The organism is Actinosynnema mirum DSM 43827, assembly GCF_000023245.1.
Taxonomy (GTDB): Bacteria; Actinomycetota; Actinomycetes; order Mycobacteriales; family Pseudonocardiaceae; genus Actinosynnema; species Actinosynnema mirum.
The window spans coordinates 5,757,404-5,773,441 of record NC_013093.1; the positions used below are offsets into that span (position 1 = coordinate 5,757,404).

Consider the following 16,038-nt stretch of genomic DNA (forward strand, 5'->3'; position numbering starts at 1 on the left):
GAGCCACCTGGTGACGACCACCGCGCGAGGAACGCCGGTGAGAGCGCTCCCCCGCACCCGACGTGGGAGCGCTCTCGCGCGGTCTCAGCCCCGCTTGCCGAAGCGGAACTTCCACGGCATGACCGCGGACTCCAGCTGCACCTTCAGCGTCATCTTCGACGCGCCCTCGACCCGCTCCTCGAACGTGATCGGCACCTCGGCGATGCGCTTGCCCGCCTGGACCACCCGGTGGTTCATCTCGACCTGGAACGAGTACCCGTTGCTGCGGATCGTGCCGAGGTCGACGGCGCGCAGGGCGTCCGCCTTCCACGCCTTGAACCCGGCGGTCGCGTCGCGCACCCCGAGCTTGAGGATCGTGTTGACGTAGGTGTTGGCCCACGCGGACAGCAGTCTGCGGTGCCAAGCCCACTCGCTGGCCGCCGACCCGCCCGGCACGTACCGGGAGCCGAGGACCACGGCGGCGTCTGTGGTGGCGAGGGTCTCGACCATGGTCGGGATGACCTCGGACGGGTGGGACAGGTCGGCGTCCATCTGGATCACCACGTCCGCGCCCTCGTCCAGCGCGCGCGTCATGCCCGCGACGTAGGCCCGGCCGAGGCCGTCCTTCTCGGTGCGGTGCAGCACGCCCACGACGTCGGGGTGCTCGCGCGCCAGGGCGTCGGCGACGTCGCCGGTGCCGTCCGGGGAGCTGTCGTCGACGACCAGCACGCGCAGGTCCTCGACGGGCAGCGCGAGCAGTTCGGCGACGAGCACGGGCAGGTTCTCCCGCTCGTTGTAGGTCGGCACGACCACGACGACCTTGGTGGGACTGTTCTCCATCGGGGGTTCCTCAGCAGCACCGGCGGGCAGCGAAACGCTGTTACTCACGGTGACCGTAGCGCATGGGCGCTCCGCCCGCCGCCCGTTCGCGCGAGGCGCTCCCCCTGACCGGCCGCACCCGGCGGACGCCGGTCAGGCGGGGCAGAGGAGCCGGTCGGCCAGCTCGCGCAGGTGCCCGCGCACCCGCTCGCCGCTCCAGCCGCGCTGGTCGACCAGGTGCTCGACGAGGTCGATCCTGGTCGCGGAGAGCAGCACGTGCGCGGTCCAGTCGGCCCGGTCCGCGCCGACGAGCTCGGCGGCCAGCTCGGCGAGCAGGGTGTGCGCGGTGCGGTAGTTGGCGGAGTCGAACAGGCTGGTGCTCTCCGGTTCGGGGCCCAGGCTCTCCAGGACGAGCGCGATGCGGCGGTTGTCCAGCTTGACCGAGACGATCGCGTCCAGGACGGCCACGACGCGCTCGCGGGCGGGCAGGCCGGGGCCCAGGGGCGGCGGTCCGCTGGTGATGGCCTCGTAGAGCGCGCCGAAGCGGGTGGCGTACACCGCGCGGACCAGGCCCGCGCGGTCGCCGAACCGGCGGAACAGGGTGCCCTTGCCGACGCCCGCCGCCGCCGCGATGTCGTCCATGGTGACGGCGAGCGGGTCGGTGGCGGCCTCGAACAGGGCGCTGGCGGCGTCGAGGATGGCCCGCCGGTTGCGGGCGGCGTCGGCGCGTTCCCTCGCGACCACGGTGGTTCTCCCGTCCTGGTCCGGACTCAGCGCTGAATCGGGGTCCGCACCGATCCTAGGGGTTCGGTGACGCCGGTCCGGTCGGTTCCGCCGGTGGTCTCCCGCCGGGCGGCGGCGCGGGCGGTCGCGAAGTCCCGGAACGAGCGGGGTTCCCGGCCGGTGACGGTCCGGACCGCGGTGGTGGTGCGGTCTTCCGCGCCCGCCGCGATGGCGGTGTCGCCCTGGGCGAGCAGGGCGGCGAACTCGGCGGGGATGCCCGCTTCGGCGTAGCGGCGCTGGAACTCGGCGGCGGTGACGGCGGTGTGCGTGATCTCGCGGCCGAGGACGTCGGTGAGGATGGCCGCGATCTGCTGGTACGACAGGCTTTCCGGGCCGGTGAGGATCAGGTCGGTGTTGAGCGGGTCGGGGCGCAGGAGGGCCTCGACGGCGACGCGGGCGATGTCCTCGGCGTCGATGAACGCGACCTTGCCGTCACCGGTGGCGGTGGTGATGGTGGAGTCGGCGCGGACGCTGTGGGCGTGCAGGTGGTCGTCGGTGAGGTTCTGCATGAACCAGCTGGGGCGCAGCACGGTCCACTCGTCGAACAGCTCGGGGAGCGCGGGGTGCACGCTGCCCGCCGCCGGGCCGCCCGGCGGGAGCATGGCGGCGCTGAGCAGCACGGCCCTGCGCACGCCGGAGTCCTTGGCGCGCTTGAGGAACGGGAGCATGACGCGCTGCGGTTCGGGGTCGCCCGCGGGTGGGAGGAGGTAGACGGCGGTGGCGTTGTCGAGGGCGGCGGCGTGGGTTCTCGGGTCGTGCCAGTCGAAGCTCGGGTTCGCGGAGCGGGAGGCGGCGGTGACGGTGGCGCCGCGCGCGAGGAGCCCGGCGGCGACGTGGCGGCCGGTGTTGCCGTTGGCGCCGGTGACGAGGACGTGGGGGCTGGGGACTGGTTCGACAGGCATGTGCTCTCCGTGACGGTTAACCGGACTTTCGGTCCACTTCGACGTTACGGACCGGAAGTCCGCTTGGCAAGCGTGAATCGAGCCCTGCACGACCAGCTTCGGAAACGCCGGTTCAGGTGGCCGTTCATCCCGTTCGTCCCGCATTAGGCTGCCCCGAAGCACACCTCACGGGGGAGAGGACATCAGACCTTGGGAGCAAAGGACTTACTGACCGTAGCCGGGCTCGCGCTGCTCGACTCGCTCAACATCACGCTCTTCCTGGTGACGCTGCACCTGCTGCTGGCGCACCGCAGACCGATGTCACGCGTGCTCGTGTTCCTCGGTGTCTTCTACGCCGTCTACCTCGCGGCGGGCGTCGCGCTGACCGCGGGCGCGGTGGCCGCGCTGGGCGCGGTCGGCGAGCGGGGCATCGACTACCTGCAACTCGCCGCGGGGCTCGGGCTGTTCGTCTACGGGATCGCGGCCCCCGTGGACAAACCAGCGCGCCAAGGCGATGAGCGGGCGGCCGGGCGCGGGCACCTCGTGGTGGCCGGGTTGGCACTGGGGGTGTCGGCGGTGGAGGTGTCCACGGCCCTGCCCTACCTGGCGGCGATCTCCACGATCGGCCGCGCGGACCCCGGCACGACGACGAGCATGGCGGTGCTGGTGGTGTACAACCTGGTGGTCGTCGCGCCCTGCCTGGGCGCCGCGCTCGCCTACCAGGCCAACCGGGAGCGGCTGCACGCGCGCTTCGAGGGGTTCATCGCCAAGCGGCGCTCCGGCGATGGCGGGCGGCGCGGGTTGCTGCTGCTGTGCATCGTCGCGGGGTTCTACATCGCGGGGGACGCCGCAGCACGCCTGGAGTTCTTCGGCCTGGTCGACCTGACCGACGAGCAGTTGCGGCAGATCAGGGGCGGCTGAGCGGCGACGCGGGCGGGGCGCCACCGGACCGGGGCGCTCCGCCCGCGCGCCGGGGCGAGCGATCCGACCACCGGGCGAGGAATCCACTCGCGATCGGCGCCGGACTGCGACGCGGGACGGCCGCATCCCGCGCGGAACGGGGTCAGGACGCGGCGTTCTTCTTGTCGCGGGTGAGGTACAGCAGCACGACCCCGAGGACGATCACGGCCACGCTGCCGACGACCTGCGCGGTGCCGTCGTCGAAGAGGTACAGCATCACGTACCAGCCGTGGTAGTCGTTGACCTGGCGCTGCACCAGGCCGCCGATCCCCTGGATCAGGCACAGGATGCCGAAGATCCCTAAGGCGAACCGCAACTGCTTCACAAAACCCCCAGGACGAGTGCGAGAGTCTTCAACTACGGAAAGTGACAAGGCTAACGCGCTCCGCTACAACCGACAACCGCTCGGCGCGCTCACCGGACGGGCGCGGTGAGCTTGTCGCGCCGCGCGTGCAGCCGTTCCAGCAGCTCGACGGCGTTCTCGGCGCCCCGCTCGGCGTCCACCACCCGCGCCAGGGCCCGTGCCCGGTCCCCGGTGCTCCGGTCGGCGAGAACGGCGCGGATCGCGTCGGCGAGACGGGCGGGCGTCAGGTCGCGGTTGCGCAGCGGCTCCCCCGCCACCCCGGCGTCGCGGGCCAGCACCGCCCACATCAGCTGTTCGTTGTGGACCGGGCAGGTGACCTGGGGAACGCCCACGCGCAGCGCCTCGTTGACCGTCCCCACCCCGGCCGCGCTGACCACGGCGGCCGTCCTGGGGAACAACCACGGGTACGGGACGTCGTCCACCACCAGCACGCCCGGCGGCGGGTCCGCCACCTCCAGGCTGCCGGAGGCACGGACCACCACCGCGCGCACCCCGGCGAGGCGGACGGCCTCGACGACCAGCCTGCCCGCCTCGACCGGGTCCATGCCACGCACCGTGCCGAGGGTGACGCACACCGGCGGTTCGCCCCCGTCGAGGAAAGCGGCCAGCTCGGCGGGCGGGGAGTAGTCCGCGCGCGGTGGCAGGAACCAGAACCCCGTGGTGAACACCCAGGCGGGCCAATCGGGCGCGGGTGGCACCAGGTGCGGGCTGAAACCGTGCAGGACCGGGACTCGACCGCCGTCGGGCCTGCGCAGGCGGTCGTGCTGGTTCCTGCGCGCGGGCAGACCGAGCACGTCGGACCGCCAGGCGTCCACACCGGCCTTGCCGATCGGGGGCAGCAGGGCGCCGGGCAGGTGGCTGAGCCTGCGCAGCACGCGCGGGAAGGTCCGGTCCGCGGGCAGGAACTTCGCCGGGTAGTGCGCGGAGGGCACGTAATTGGGGAACAGGGTGGCCAGGACGACGGGCGCGCCGAGCTTCTCGGCCACGTGGTGGCCCTGCTCGAACGGCAGCTCCTCGTAGGACTGGACGACCAGGTCGGCCCCGCGCTCACCCGCCGAGGAGATGTCGGCGAGCATCCGGGGGAAGCGGCGGAAGAACTCCCCGGCGAGCTTGTTCAGCGCGCGCTTGCGCAGCGCCATCTTCCCGCGCCGCACGGCGCCCTGGTCGCGCAGCCACTCGCTGATGTCCTCGTCCTGGACGTAGAAGTCGAGCAAGCCCTGGTCGCGCGGGTGGAACTCCACGCCGTGCTCCTGCGCCAAGCCCGCGAAGCGCTCAGGCCCCGCGAGCACGGCGTCGTGCCCCGCCCGGTTGAGCGCGCGCGCCAGCGCCAGGTACGGCTGCACGTCGCCGCGTGAGCCCCACGCGTAGATGAGCGTTCTCATGCGCCACTCCTCTCCCGCGCGGCGGCGGGGGTGGTGCCGGACCTCGCGGGGCCTGGCGGGTTCGGTCCGTTCAGGACGGTGGAGAAGAAGGCCAGCTGGTCAGCGGCGAGGCCGGCCGCGCGACCGACCGAGCGGCGGCCGTGGCCGACCCCGCTCTCCCTGCGCAGGAAGGTCGCTCCGTGGTGGGACGCGTGCTGGAGGGCGGCGCACAGCTTGTGGGCGTGCGCGGGGTGGACGCGGCTGTCGCCGTCGAAGACCGCCAGCAGCACGGGCGGGTACCCGGCTCCGGGGCGCACCGCGTGGTAGGGCGAGCACGCCACGAGCCAGGCGGCCTGCTCGGGGTCCTCGGCCGAGCCGTACTCGGCGCGCCAGAGGGAGCCTGCGCCGAGCCGCTCGCAGCGGAGCATGTCCGCGAGCGGGGCCAGGCAGACCGCCGCGCCGAACAGCCGGGGTTCGGCGGTGAGCGCGGCGGCGACCACCAGGCCGCCGTGGGAGGCGCCGAGCAGGCCGAGCCGCGCCGGGGTGGTCCAGCCGAGGTCGATCAGCGCGCGGGCGGCGGCGATCAGGTCCTGCGCGCCGCGCGCCCTGGTGGCGCGGTTGCCCGCCCGGTGCCACCGCGCGCCGCGCTCGCCGCCGCCGCGCACCCCGACCCGCACGTGCACGCCGCCCGCCTCGACCCAGGCGAGTGCCTCGGGTGAGTAGGTGGGGCCGTTGACGACGCCGAAACCGCCGTAGCACTGGAGGAGCAGCGGGCGGGGGCCGGTCGGGCGGGGACCGGTCCAGAGCGCGAGCACCGGGATCTCCGCGCCGTCCGGAGCGCGGCAGGGCACGGTGGCGGTGCGCGCGTCGCCGATGGAGCGCGGTGGCGCCCCGGCCTTGGCAGGAGCGCGGCGTGGGACGGCGGGCGGGGGCGGCTCGGCCGACCACTCGGCGGCCTCGGTCCCGCCCGGCGCGCGGCGCAGGGTGGTGTGCGGGGTGGTGGGGTCGGTGTAGCCGAGGAAGGCGGTGGCGCCGTGGGCGGTGAGCGAGGTGACGACGCCCGCGCCGGGCAGCGCGACGAGCCCGGTGGGGCGACCGTCCGCCAAGCGGTGCGCGGCGACCTCGGTGACCAGTCCCCGGTTGCGCACGACGAGCAGTTCCGGTTCCGCGCCCGGTTCTGCGGCGGGCAGCGGCAGGAACGAGCGCAGGACCGCCTCGTCGTCCTCGGCGACGAGGTCGATCAGCTGACCGCCGGGGGTGAGGCGGGCGATGCGGGCGCGGGGCGCGGCGTCGTCGGTGAGCACCAGCACGCCGTCGGGCGTGGGCCTGGCCTGGACCCGCGAGCCCGCCGCGCGCAGGACCGGGCGCAGCTCGGTCACCCCGCCCTCGGTGACGCGACCGGTCCAGACGTCCTTGGGGGCGGACGGTCCCCGGCTGGCCACCACCACCAGGGTGTGGCCGTCGGTCTCCAGCGCGAAGGAGGTGCAGCCGTCCTCGGCGAGCACGGTGACGTCCCGCTCCTCAGGCTCGCCGAGGCGGTGCAGGCGCACCTCCCTGGCGAGGCGCCCATCGGGTCGAGGGCTCAGCGGGGTGTAGCAGAACGCACCGGGCAGCCAGGCGAGCTGGGTGCCCCTGGAGCGGCCGATCGGGCCGTCCACGACGCTGCCGTCGAGGTCGAGGACGCGCAGCGCGCCCTGCTCGGTGCCGCCCTCGCTGATCAGCACGGCCACCGAGCGGCCGTCCGGCGACGGGTGCCAGCTCTCCAGCGTGGTGTCGGGACCGGACGCCGCGGGGTCGAGCAGCACGCGCTCCGGCTCACCCGGCGGGCGCACCAGCAGCACGGGGTGCTCCCCTCCGGGGCGCAGGGCGGCCCGGAAGCGGTGCCCACCCGCCCAGACCGGCGGGTCGGCGGTGGGTGACGCGGTGAGCTCAGCCACGCGCGCCAGGAGCCCGTCGCCCCAGGTGGCGCGGTGTGCGGCGTAGTGGGCGTCCTGCGCGGCCAGCCAGCGGGCGGTCTCCGGGTCGCCCGCGTCCTCCAGCGCGCGGTAGGGGTCGGGGGCGCGGTGGCCGCCGGGCAGCTCGGTCACCGCGTCGCCCCGGCGGGTGGTGGGTGCGCGCACGGGTCAGCCCGCCAGGCCAGGGGCGAACCCGCGCGCGCGGAACCAATCGGCGGTCTCACGCAGCCCGACCGCCAGCGAGCGCGGGGTGAAGTCGACGACCCCGGCCATCCTGGAGACGTCCAGCTGCCGGGCGGAGGGACCGGTGGGCCGGTCGAACAGGAACCTGACGCGGCCAGGGACGTCGAGCGCCTCGGCGACCGCGTGGGCGAGGTCCGCGATGGAGACCGACTCGCCGGTGCCGATGTTGAACGTGCGGTGCCGGTTCGCGGCGACCATCTGGAGAGTGGCTTTGGCCACGTCGGCGGCGTGCACGAACGAGCGGGTCTGGCGGCCGTCGCCCCACACCTCGATGTCCTGGCCTCGTGCCAGGCACGCCATCATGCTGGGCACCACGCGGCCCGAGGGGGCGTGGAAGCCGTCGCGCGGACCGTAGACGTTGGTGGGCCTGGCCAGGAACAGGTTCATGCCGAACTGGTCGCGGTACAGCTCGGCCAGCACCTCCCCGAAGACCTTGGACAGGTAGTAGCCGTCGGGGGCGTAGCGCATCCGGCTCCGGTAGTCGTGCTCCTCGGCGACCGGGGCGCTGTCGTCGGTGCGGTACACCTCGGCCGAGCTGACCAGGACGACGTCCCGCACCCGGCGCTCGCGGGCGCAGTTGAGGACGTTCGAGGTGAACCTGAGGTTGGTGTCGAGGATTCGGGCGGAGTTCTTGAGCTTGAACTCGGCGTTGCCGTCCAGCGCCGCGCAGTGCACCACGGCGTCGACAGCGGGCGTGTGGGCGTCCACGGCGGCGGCGAGGGCCCGCTCGTCGTGCAGGTCGACCCTGGCGGTGCGCAGCGCGGAGGTGCGGGGCAGCTCGGCGAGCCTGCCGAAGCGGTCCCCCCGGTGCAGGCAGAGGACGTGGGCGCCTGAGGCGAGCAGTTCGGTGGTGAAGTGCGAGCCGAGGAAGCCGAGGCCGCCGGTGACCAGCACGGTGCGGCCGGCCCAGGACCGCGCGTTCACCGACGTGCCCGCTCGGAGGGCGCTCATCGGGTGGCCGCCCGGTCGAGGCCGTAGCGCTCCACCAGTGCGGCGGCCGTCCCCGCCCCGTCCTCGGCGCGGACGCGCTCGCCCACCGAGCGGGCGGCGCGGGCCAGGCCCTCGTCGCCGGTCGCGGCGCGCAGGGCGGTGGCGAGCCGGTCGACGTCCAGGTCGCGCTGCCGGAACGGCTCGGTGGCCACACCCAGCCGGTGCGCGATCCGGCACCAGACCTCCTGCTCGCTGGTGTGCGGGACGGGCACCTGGGGCACGCCCGAGGCGAGGGCGTCGTTGACCGTGCCGACCCCGCCGCCGTGCACGATCGCGGCAACGCGGGGGAACAGCCAGTCGTAGGGCGCCTCGCCCGCGGGGAGCACGTCGGGGCCGAGCGCGTCGGCGTCGATGTTGGCCTCCAACCGCACCACGGCGCGCACCCCTGCTCGGGAGACGGCCTCGCGGATGACGCGGGCGGTGTCCTCCGGGTCGCGGCTGACGATGCTGCCGAAGCCGATGAACACCGGCTTGGGGTCGCGGTCGAGGAAGTCGGCGAGGGACGGGGGCGGGCTCCAGTCCGGCGCGGGCGGCAGCCGCCAGAATCCGGAGGTGTGGGCGTTCGCGGGCCAGTCGGGGGCGGGTGGCACGACCAGCGGGCTGATGCCGTGGACGAAGGGGACCGGCTCGCCCGTCGCCGTGCGGGAGCGGTCGTGCCTGCCCCTGCGCTTGGGCAGGCCCAGGTCAGCGCGCCACCGGTCGACCTCGGCGCCGCCGACCTGGAACCAGCGCAGGGGCAGGTAGGACAACCGGTTGAGCAGCGGCGGGAGGCTGCCGCCGAAGGGCACCACCTCGCTGGGGTGGCGCCTGGACGGCAGGCAGGTCGGCCACAGCGAGGTCATCACCAGCGGCGCCTTCAGGTGCTCGGCGATGTGCTGGCCCAGCTCCCACTGGTAGTGCCCGGCGACGACCAGGTCCGCGCCGCCCTCCGCCGCCGCGGCGGTGTCGCGCAGGATGTGCGGCAGCCGGGCGACCAGGGTGCGGCGCAGGGCGGTGCTGGCGCGGCGGCCCCGCGCCCGGAAACCGGGCTCGGCACTGCCCTGGTGGGCGAGGCTGTACTGCACCTCGGGGTCTTCCAGGTAGAACCGGATCAGCTCGTCGTCCCGGCCCGCGAACTCGACGCCGTGCGCGGCGGCGAGCCCTGCGAAGCGCGCGGGGGCCGAGAGCACGCAGTGGTGCCCGCGCGCGTTGAGCGCGACCGCCAGCGCCACGTAGGGCTGGACGTCGCCCCTGGTCCCGTAGGTGTAGATGAGAATGCGCACGGCGGTCTCCTCCGGTCTGCGCCGTCCTGCTCGGTGTGCGGCCCTGCGAGCCCGCCGGGTCAGCGGCGGCGGACGAGGCGGGCCGGGAGCGAGCGCAGGGCCAGCACGCCGCCCGCCGGGTCGAAGTGGTCGAGCGGTGTCCCCGGCAGCGGCTCGACGCGTTCGTAGCGCTCGGCGAGGGCGGTCAGCGCGCGCGCCGCTTCCAGCTTCGCCAGGTGCACCCCGAGGCAGAAGTGGATGCCCCGGCCGAAGCTCAGGTGCGGGTTGGGGGTGCGGTCGGGGACGAACGCGCCTGCGTCGGGGAACACCGACTCGTCGCGGTTGGCCGAGGTGAGCCAGGGCAGCACGAGCTGACCGGCCGGGATGGGCACGCCCGCCAGCTCGGTGTCGACGGTGCTCCAGCGGGCCACCCGCGCGAACGGGGGGCGCGTGCGCGCGACCTCGTCGACGACCGCGGGCACCAGATCGGGTTCTGCGCGCACCCGGTCCAGCAGCTGGGGGTGCTCCCCCAGCGCAAGGACGAGGCTGGAGAGCAGCGAGCAGGAGGTCATGTCGCCGCCGCTGAGCACCAGGCGCAGGAAGCCCAACTGCTCCTCGGTGGTCATCGCGGCCTCGTCGGCGCCCGCGCGGGCGATCGCGGTGAGCAGGTCTTCGCCGGGGTCGTCGGACTGGGCGCGCTCGGCGAGCAGCGGGGCGAGGTGCGCGCGGATCTCGGCGAGCGCGCTCAGGGAGCGCTGGTGGCTGCCCTCCTCCTCGATGGCCGCGGTGCGCCGCTCGTTGAGCTGCGCGGTGCTCCAGCGGCGCATCAGCGCGACGTCCGAACGGGGCAGCCCGACCAGGGTGGCGATGACCGTGGCGGGCAGCGGGTAGGCGAAGGCGTCGACGAAGTCCGCGCCGTCGTGCGCGCCGCCCGCGTCGAGCGCGTCCAGCAGCTCGGTGACGAGCGAGTCGACGAGCGGGGTCAACCCGGCAACGGCGCGCTGGGCGAAGCGGCGGCTGACCAGCGCGCGCAGCTCGGTGTGCCGTGGCGGGTCGAGGAGGGCGAGGTTGCCCTCGTACAGGTCGTCGTTGGCCGAGAGCTCGGCGGGGAACTCGCTGGAGAAGGCGCGGCGGTCCACCAGGACGCGCTCGCTCTCCGCGTGGGTGAAGACGTGCCAGGCCCCGGTTCCCCGGTCGAACACGACGGGGGCGGTCCTGCGCTGGTGGTCGCCCCAGTCGTAGAGCGCCCGGATCGGGTCGGCGGTGTCGGTGGTGCCCTGTTCCGTCGGGTTCGGCATGACCTCTTCTCCAAGCCGGTGAGCGGGGGCGCGGGCGCTCGGGCCCGCGCCCCCGGTCCGCCGCCGGGCGCGTCGAACGCGCCCGGCGGTCCCAGGTCAGCAGGTGATCGAACCGGTGGAGGCGGGCAGGTCGCCCTCCTCGACGTCGATCACGAGCGACTGCAGCTCGCGGATGTCCATGTGTGTCACCCCCGTTCGAGTTGTGGCGCGGTTGTGCGGTGTCCCCCGGTCGGGGGGCGTGGTCAGCAGGTGATCGAGCCGGTCGAGGCGGGCAGGTCGCCCTCCTCGACGTCGATCACGAGCGACTGCAGCTCGCGGATGTCCATGTGTGTCACCCCCATCCGTTTTCCCGTGTTCCGGTGTGCCGTCTGCTCAGGCGGTGGCGGTGGCCGCCGCCCGCGATCTGGCGCCGCCCGAGGCGCCTGCCTCCGGGAGCGGGCGCGGGGACAGGAAGGGCAGGGGCGCGCACGCCCCGGTGGTGGTGGCCGCGACGGCGACGAGCACGCCCGCGACGCCGGTGGCGAGGTCGGTGGACAGGCGCAGCCCGAAGTCGCCGGGGAAGGCGAGGTGCCCCTGGTAGGGCACGGCGTGCCAGGCGAGCCTGCGCAGGTGCCGCTGGACCAGGTGGTCGCCGCCGAGCGAGGGGTCGCGGCGGCGGTTGCGCTCCAGCGCGGTGATCAGCCCCGCCCTGCCGGTGAACAGCTGCGGTTGGAGGACGAACTCGCTGCCGCAGGCGGTCAGCAGGGCGGGCAGGGCGCGTTCGACGCGCTCGTCGTGGCACGCGGCCAGCAGCTCGTCGGCGACCAGGGCGATGCCCGCGCTGCCCACGTCCAGGTAGGCCAGGGTGCGCACGCCGCGCTCCTCGACCTGGAGGGCGCCGGAGGCGGTCCGCACGCACTTGTCCAGATCGCGGTGCAGGGCGCGGCGGGCCAGGTCGAGGTGGGCGGGGTCGCCGGTGTCCTCGTGCAGGCGCAGGAAGAGCAGGGCGGTGGCGGACCAGCCGTGCATCAGGCCCGCTTTCAGCTCGCCGCCGGTGGGCGCCTTGTCCGGGGTGGACTCGGTGCGCTCCAGCGCGTCGGCGAGCCGGTCCGCCGCGAGCAGCGCGGCCCGGCGCAGCGCCCGGTCGTCTCGGGAGCGGGCGAAGTGCAGCAGGTTCAGGCCCGCGCCCGCGAGGCCCGTGGCCAGGCCGATCGCGGTCAGCTCGCCGGTGCGGGCGGTGGCGCGCTCCAGCAGCGGGGTGGCCGCGTCGTGGTGGCCGAGGTGGTCGAGCACGTGGGCGACGCCGTGCGCCCCGGTGCAGAAGCCCGGTGGGTGGTCGCCACCCCGGCGGACCGCGTCCAGCAGCCACTGCTCGTGCTCGGGTGAGCGGTGCCCGGTCTGGGCGAGGGCCCAGAGCACGCCCGAGGCGCCGTGGGCCAGGTTCGTGGCTCCGCCGGTGCGGAACTGGGCCGAGTCCCCAGGGAAGAGCCGGTCGGCGCGCTCGGGGGTGGCGCAGGCGAGCACGGCGCGGCGCATGGAGCGGATCGCCTCGGCCCAGTCGGGCTCGGCGGCGTCGAGGTCGACCTCCAGGGGCAGCGAGCCCAGTTCCGGGGGCGTCTCGGGGCGCAGCACCGGGTCGGACAGGGTGGCGCGGACGCCGTCGAGGCGCTCGGGGGCCACGCCCAGGCGTTCGGCGATGACGGCGAGCTGCTGCTCCAGCTTGGCCGGGTCGAACACCCGCATCTTCTCCAGCGGGAACAGCAGCGCGCAGCGCAGGGCGGCGAGGGCGTACTCGTCGATGCGGGCGCCGCGCGCGCCCTTGCCCGCGATGAAGCCCATCGTGCCCATGTCCGGGGTGTAGTCGGGGTCGGACAGGTCGTGGGCCATCTCGAAGTCGACCAGGCTGATCCCGCCGTCCGGGCGGACCAGGACGTTGCCGAAGTGCAGGTCGCCGAAGCCCAGGCCCCTGGCGTGCACGTCGGCGAGGACCGCCTCGACCCGGTCCATCAGTTCCAGGGCCCGCTCGGCGTAGTCGCGGCAGGTGGCCTCGTCCGGCTCGTCGAACAGGATCATGGGGTGGTTCTTGGCCATCCAGACCCACAGGTTGACGCCTTCGACGTGGTCGACGACGAGGAAGTCGCTGCCGCCCGCGCTGACCACGCCGTGGCAGGCGGGGACGCCGGGCACGCCGTCGAGCAGGACCAGGGCCCGGTGCTCGCGCTCGAGCCGGGTGGCCGCGTCGGTGCGGCCCCGGTCGAGGCCGGTGAGGGCGCGGGCCTCCTTGAGCACGACCCCACGACCGTCGGAAAGGCGCTCGGCGAGGTAGACGCCACCACCATTGGAAAAGTGCAGCGCTTTGCTCACGCGATACGGGAAAGATTTTTTCGAGAACTGCGGAGAATTAGCCAGAAATTCGGGTTTGGCAACCCATCCGGGAACTTCGAAGAACGGTCTCCGACGATCCGGGACCAGTTCCCCGTCCGGGCCGCGCAGGGCCGGGACGAATTCTCCGGAGGAGTCCAGGCAGTGCGCCTCGACGAAGGCGCCGTAGCGCACGTGCAGCGGCGAGGCGCCCCAGCGCAAATCGCTGAGCACGTCGGGCCCGCGCACGTCGGCCAACTCGCGCTCCAGGTCCAGCAGGACGCGGTGCAACCGCGCCTCGTCGACCGGGTAGAGGGTGAGCAGCTTGCCGCTGGCAGGCCTGGGGGCGTACTTGGAGTTGACCGCCAGGTAGGTCTCGGCGCTCGCCAGGTGCTTGAAGGCGACACCCTCCCGCACGCAGTAGTCCCACACCGCGTCGCAGGCCGCGTCGACGTCCTGCCAGCGGGCCGAGACGTGCACCTTCCAGCCCTGGTCGGGCAGGACCGCCCCGGCGGGCCGCAGGTGGGTCCAGAAGCCCTTGGGCGTCCGGACCCAGCCGGGCGGCGCGGACCTGGTCGCCACCCGCAGCGGCGCGTCACCGCGCTGCCAGCGGTCCGGGGTCTCGAAGAACACCCGGTCCGCGAAGCAGTAGACCTGACGAGCGGCAGCAGTCATGGCAAGAACTCCGAAGTCCACCGTTGTGGTTGAGCGGATCAATCTCCTCAGGGGCGCACAGGGGCATCCGGTGAATTCTTCTCCGGCATTTCGCCTCACTGGCCCGACAACTCACATCCTGCCCGCCCCGAGTATGGGCGGTCAACCTTCCGAAGCTTTATCCGGCCGCTTTCCCGGAAAATTCGGAGAGTTTCCGCAGCAGTTCTTCGACGTCGCGCAGGGCGGTGGTGAGCGGAGCTGCTCCGCGCGCGTCGGAACGGCCGGTGGTGGCGCTCCTGGCCTGCCTGGTCGCCGAGACGACGACGTTGGGGCGCCGGGCCAGCAGGTCCAGGTTCGCCCGGTACACGGGGTTGTCCTCCAGGCCCGGCGGCAGCGACGGCGCGATGGCGATGGGGGCGGAGGAGGCGTGCAGCACCAGCAGGCTGGGCGTGTCGGCCAGGCCCAGCGCGGCACGGGCCACGTAGTGCGCGGACGCCGGGTGCACGATGATCGCGTCCGCCCACTCGGCCAGGTCCACGTGCAGCGCCCTGGGCGGCGCCCCGGCGGGCCACTCGTCCAGGTGCGCCTCGTGCCCGGTCAGCGCGCTCATGGCCTGCTCGGTGGTGAAGCGCAGGGCGCTCCTGGTGAGAACGGAGCGGACTTCGAGGTCGGGGTAGGCGCCGCGCAGCCAGGTGACCCAGTAGGGCGCGTGCGCCGCCTGGATCGCGCCGGTGACGACCAGCAGCAGTCTTCGCGGGGTGAACGGCGGGATCTCGGCTCGCGCGCTCAACGGGCACCTCCGGTGGTGGTCGTGGGTTCGGTTCCCGGTTCGGGCCGTGGGTCCAGGACGGCGCCGCGCCGGGCGGGGTCGGGCAGCTCGGCGTCCTCGGCGACCCGGTAGAGCCGGGTGTGCTCGGCGGTGCAGGCGGCCCTGGTCGCGCTCTCGGCCCACACCTCCACCGGCAGCACGAGTTCCAGGTAGCCGCGCGGACGCGTCCGGGCGCGCCCCAGCCAGGCGCGGGCCCGCACCCGCTCGCCGACCCGCACCGGGGCCGGGAAGCGGACGCGGTCGAGGCGGTAGTTGACGCCGAGGCTGGTCCACCGCAGGTCCAGCAGGCCCGAGGTGAGGTGCGGGATGAGCGCGAGCACCAGGAAGCCGTGCACCACAGGCCCGCCGTACGGTCCCTCGGCCGCCTCCGCGGTGTCGAAGTGGATGCGCTGCCAGTCGCGGGTGACGTCCGCGAAGGCCGCCACGTCGGGCGCGGCGACCTCGTGCCACGGCCCGAACCCCAGGTCCGTCCCCTCGTTGTCCTGGAACCACCGCGCCACCTCGGCCAGTCCGACCACGTGCCGCCCCTCCCCCGTCTTCCGATCGTCCTCGTCGTGCCCGGCGGACCGCACCCGGTCACCCGCCCATCGCGTGCGCGCCGCCGTCGACGTGGACGATCTCCCCGGTGGTGGCGGGGAACCAGTCCGAGAGCAGGGCCACGCACGCGCGCGCCGCGGGGCCCGCGTCCTTCTCGTCCCACCCGAGCGGGGCGTTGTCCGCCCACGGGGGCGCGGCCCGTCCCGGCGCGGTGACGGCGCCGGCCGCCGTGGTGCGCAGCGGTCCGGCCGCCACCAGGTTCACCCGCACGCCGTGCGGGCCGAGGTAGCGCGCCAGGTAGCGGGCGGTGGCCTCCAACCCGGCCTTGGCCACGCCCATCCAGTCGTAGTCGGGCCAGGCGACCGAGGCGTCGAAGTCCAGCCCCACCACGGCGGGGTCGCTGCCCCGGCGCAGCAGCGGCAGCACCGAGGTGGTGAGCGCCTGGAGCGAGTAGGTGGAGGTGCGCAACGTGGTCGCCACGTCGGGCCACGCGGTGTCCAGGAACCCACCGCCCAGCGCCGACGGCGGGGCGTAGGCGATGGAGTGCAGCACCCCGTCGAGCCGGTCGGCGTGCTCGCCCACCCGGTCGGCCAGGGTCGCCAGGTGCCGCTCGTCGGTGACGTCCAGCTCCAGCACCGGGGCGGGCTCGGGCAGTCTGGCGGCCATCCGCTCGACCAGGCTGAGCCTGCCGTAGCCGGTGAGCACCACCCGCGCGCCCGCCTCCTGGGCGTGCTTGGCGACGTGGAAGGCGATGGACGCGGTGGTGATGACCCCGGTGACCAGCACCGTCTTCCCCTTGAGCAC

General features: G+C 74.2%; 14 protein-coding genes. 1 reads left to right on the plus strand and 13 read right to left on the minus strand.

Annotation, left to right across the window (positions count from 1 at the left end):
* Positions 1 to 84: 84 nt before the first annotated feature.
* The 3 genes from AMIR_RS24040 to AMIR_RS24050 form a co-directional block, all read right to left on the minus strand.
* Complete coding sequence (locus AMIR_RS24040) at positions 85 to 819, minus strand: polyprenol monophosphomannose synthase (protein WP_015803550.1); 735 nt, start codon at positions 817 to 819, stop codon at positions 85 to 87.
* Between the two features lie 132 nt (positions 820 to 951).
* The gene (locus AMIR_RS24045; RefSeq protein ID WP_015803551.1) at positions 952 to 1,542 is read right to left on the minus strand and encodes a TetR/AcrR family transcriptional regulator; all 591 of its coding nucleotides are present in this window, start codon (positions 1,540 to 1,542) and stop codon (positions 952 to 954) included.
* Between the two features lie 26 nt (positions 1,543 to 1,568).
* On the minus strand, positions 1,569 to 2,483 hold the full coding sequence (locus AMIR_RS24050; RefSeq protein ID WP_015803552.1) for an NmrA family NAD(P)-binding protein: 915 nt from the start codon (positions 2,481 to 2,483) through the stop codon (positions 1,569 to 1,571).
* A gap of 189 nt (positions 2,484 to 2,672) precedes the next feature.
* On the opposite strand from AMIR_RS24050, the gene AMIR_RS24055 reads away from it, so the two are divergent.
* On the plus strand, positions 2,673 to 3,383 hold the full coding sequence (locus AMIR_RS24055) for a GAP family protein (protein ID WP_015803553.1): 711 nt from the start codon (positions 2,673 to 2,675) through the stop codon (positions 3,381 to 3,383).
* A 142-nt stretch (positions 3,384 to 3,525) separates the two neighbouring features.
* Here AMIR_RS24055 and AMIR_RS24060 read toward each other — a convergent pair whose 3' ends face one another.
* The 10 genes from AMIR_RS24060 to fabI all read right to left on the minus strand — a co-directional run bounded on the left by AMIR_RS24060 (position 3,526) and on the right by fabI (position 16,038).
* Positions 3,526 to 3,738, minus strand: a complete 213-nt coding sequence (locus tag AMIR_RS24060; RefSeq protein ID WP_187313439.1) for a hypothetical protein — start codon at positions 3,736 to 3,738, stop codon at positions 3,526 to 3,528.
* Positions 3,739 to 3,836: 98 nt separating this feature from the next.
* Positions 3,837 to 5,168 carry a glycosyltransferase gene (locus tag AMIR_RS24065; RefSeq protein WP_015803555.1) on the minus strand — a complete coding sequence of 444 codons (1,332 nt, stop codon included), beginning with the start codon at positions 5,166 to 5,168 and terminating at the stop codon, positions 3,837 to 3,839.
* Positions 5,165 to 7,267 carry a prolyl oligopeptidase family serine peptidase gene (locus AMIR_RS24070; RefSeq protein WP_015803556.1) on the minus strand — a complete coding sequence of 701 codons (2,103 nt, stop codon included), beginning with the start codon at positions 7,265 to 7,267 and terminating at the stop codon, positions 5,165 to 5,167. Before AMIR_RS24070 ends, AMIR_RS24065 begins: the two co-directional genes overlap by 4 nt.
* Positions 7,268 to 7,270: 3 nt before the next feature.
* Positions 7,271 to 8,296 carry an NAD-dependent epimerase/dehydratase family protein gene (locus AMIR_RS24075; protein WP_015803557.1) on the minus strand — a complete coding sequence of 342 codons (1,026 nt, stop codon included), beginning with the start codon at positions 8,294 to 8,296 and terminating at the stop codon, positions 7,271 to 7,273.
* A complete protein-coding gene (locus AMIR_RS24080) occupies positions 8,293 to 9,597 on the minus strand; it encodes a glycosyltransferase (protein ID WP_015803558.1) in 1,305 nt (434 codons plus the stop codon). The genes AMIR_RS24075 and AMIR_RS24080 overlap by 4 nt, the downstream gene beginning before the upstream one ends.
* A gap of 59 nt (positions 9,598 to 9,656) precedes the next feature.
* On the minus strand, positions 9,657 to 10,874 hold the full coding sequence (locus AMIR_RS24085; protein ID WP_015803559.1) for a cytochrome P450: 1,218 nt from the start codon (positions 10,872 to 10,874) through the stop codon (positions 9,657 to 9,659).
* Positions 10,875 to 11,246: 372 nt separating this feature from the next.
* Entirely contained in the window at positions 11,247 to 13,889 is a 2,643-nt protein-coding gene (gene lanKC, locus AMIR_RS24090; RefSeq protein ID WP_015803562.1) for a class III lanthionine synthetase LanKC, read from the minus strand.
* A 157-nt stretch (positions 13,890 to 14,046) separates the two neighbouring features.
* Positions 14,047 to 14,658 (minus strand): flavoprotein, encoded by a 612-nt coding sequence (locus AMIR_RS24095; protein WP_015803563.1) that lies wholly within the window; start codon positions 14,656 to 14,658, stop codon positions 14,047 to 14,049.
* Positions 14,655 to 15,269, minus strand: a complete 615-nt coding sequence (locus AMIR_RS24100) for a MaoC/PaaZ C-terminal domain-containing protein (RefSeq protein WP_015803564.1) — start codon at positions 15,267 to 15,269, stop codon at positions 14,655 to 14,657. The genes AMIR_RS24095 and AMIR_RS24100 overlap by 4 nt, the downstream gene beginning before the upstream one ends.
* A gap of 4 nt (positions 15,270 to 15,273) precedes the next feature.
* Positions 15,274 to 16,038: an enoyl-ACP reductase FabI gene (gene fabI / locus AMIR_RS24105; protein WP_015803565.1), complete on the minus strand. Its 765-nt coding sequence runs from the start codon at positions 16,036 to 16,038 to the stop codon at positions 15,274 to 15,276.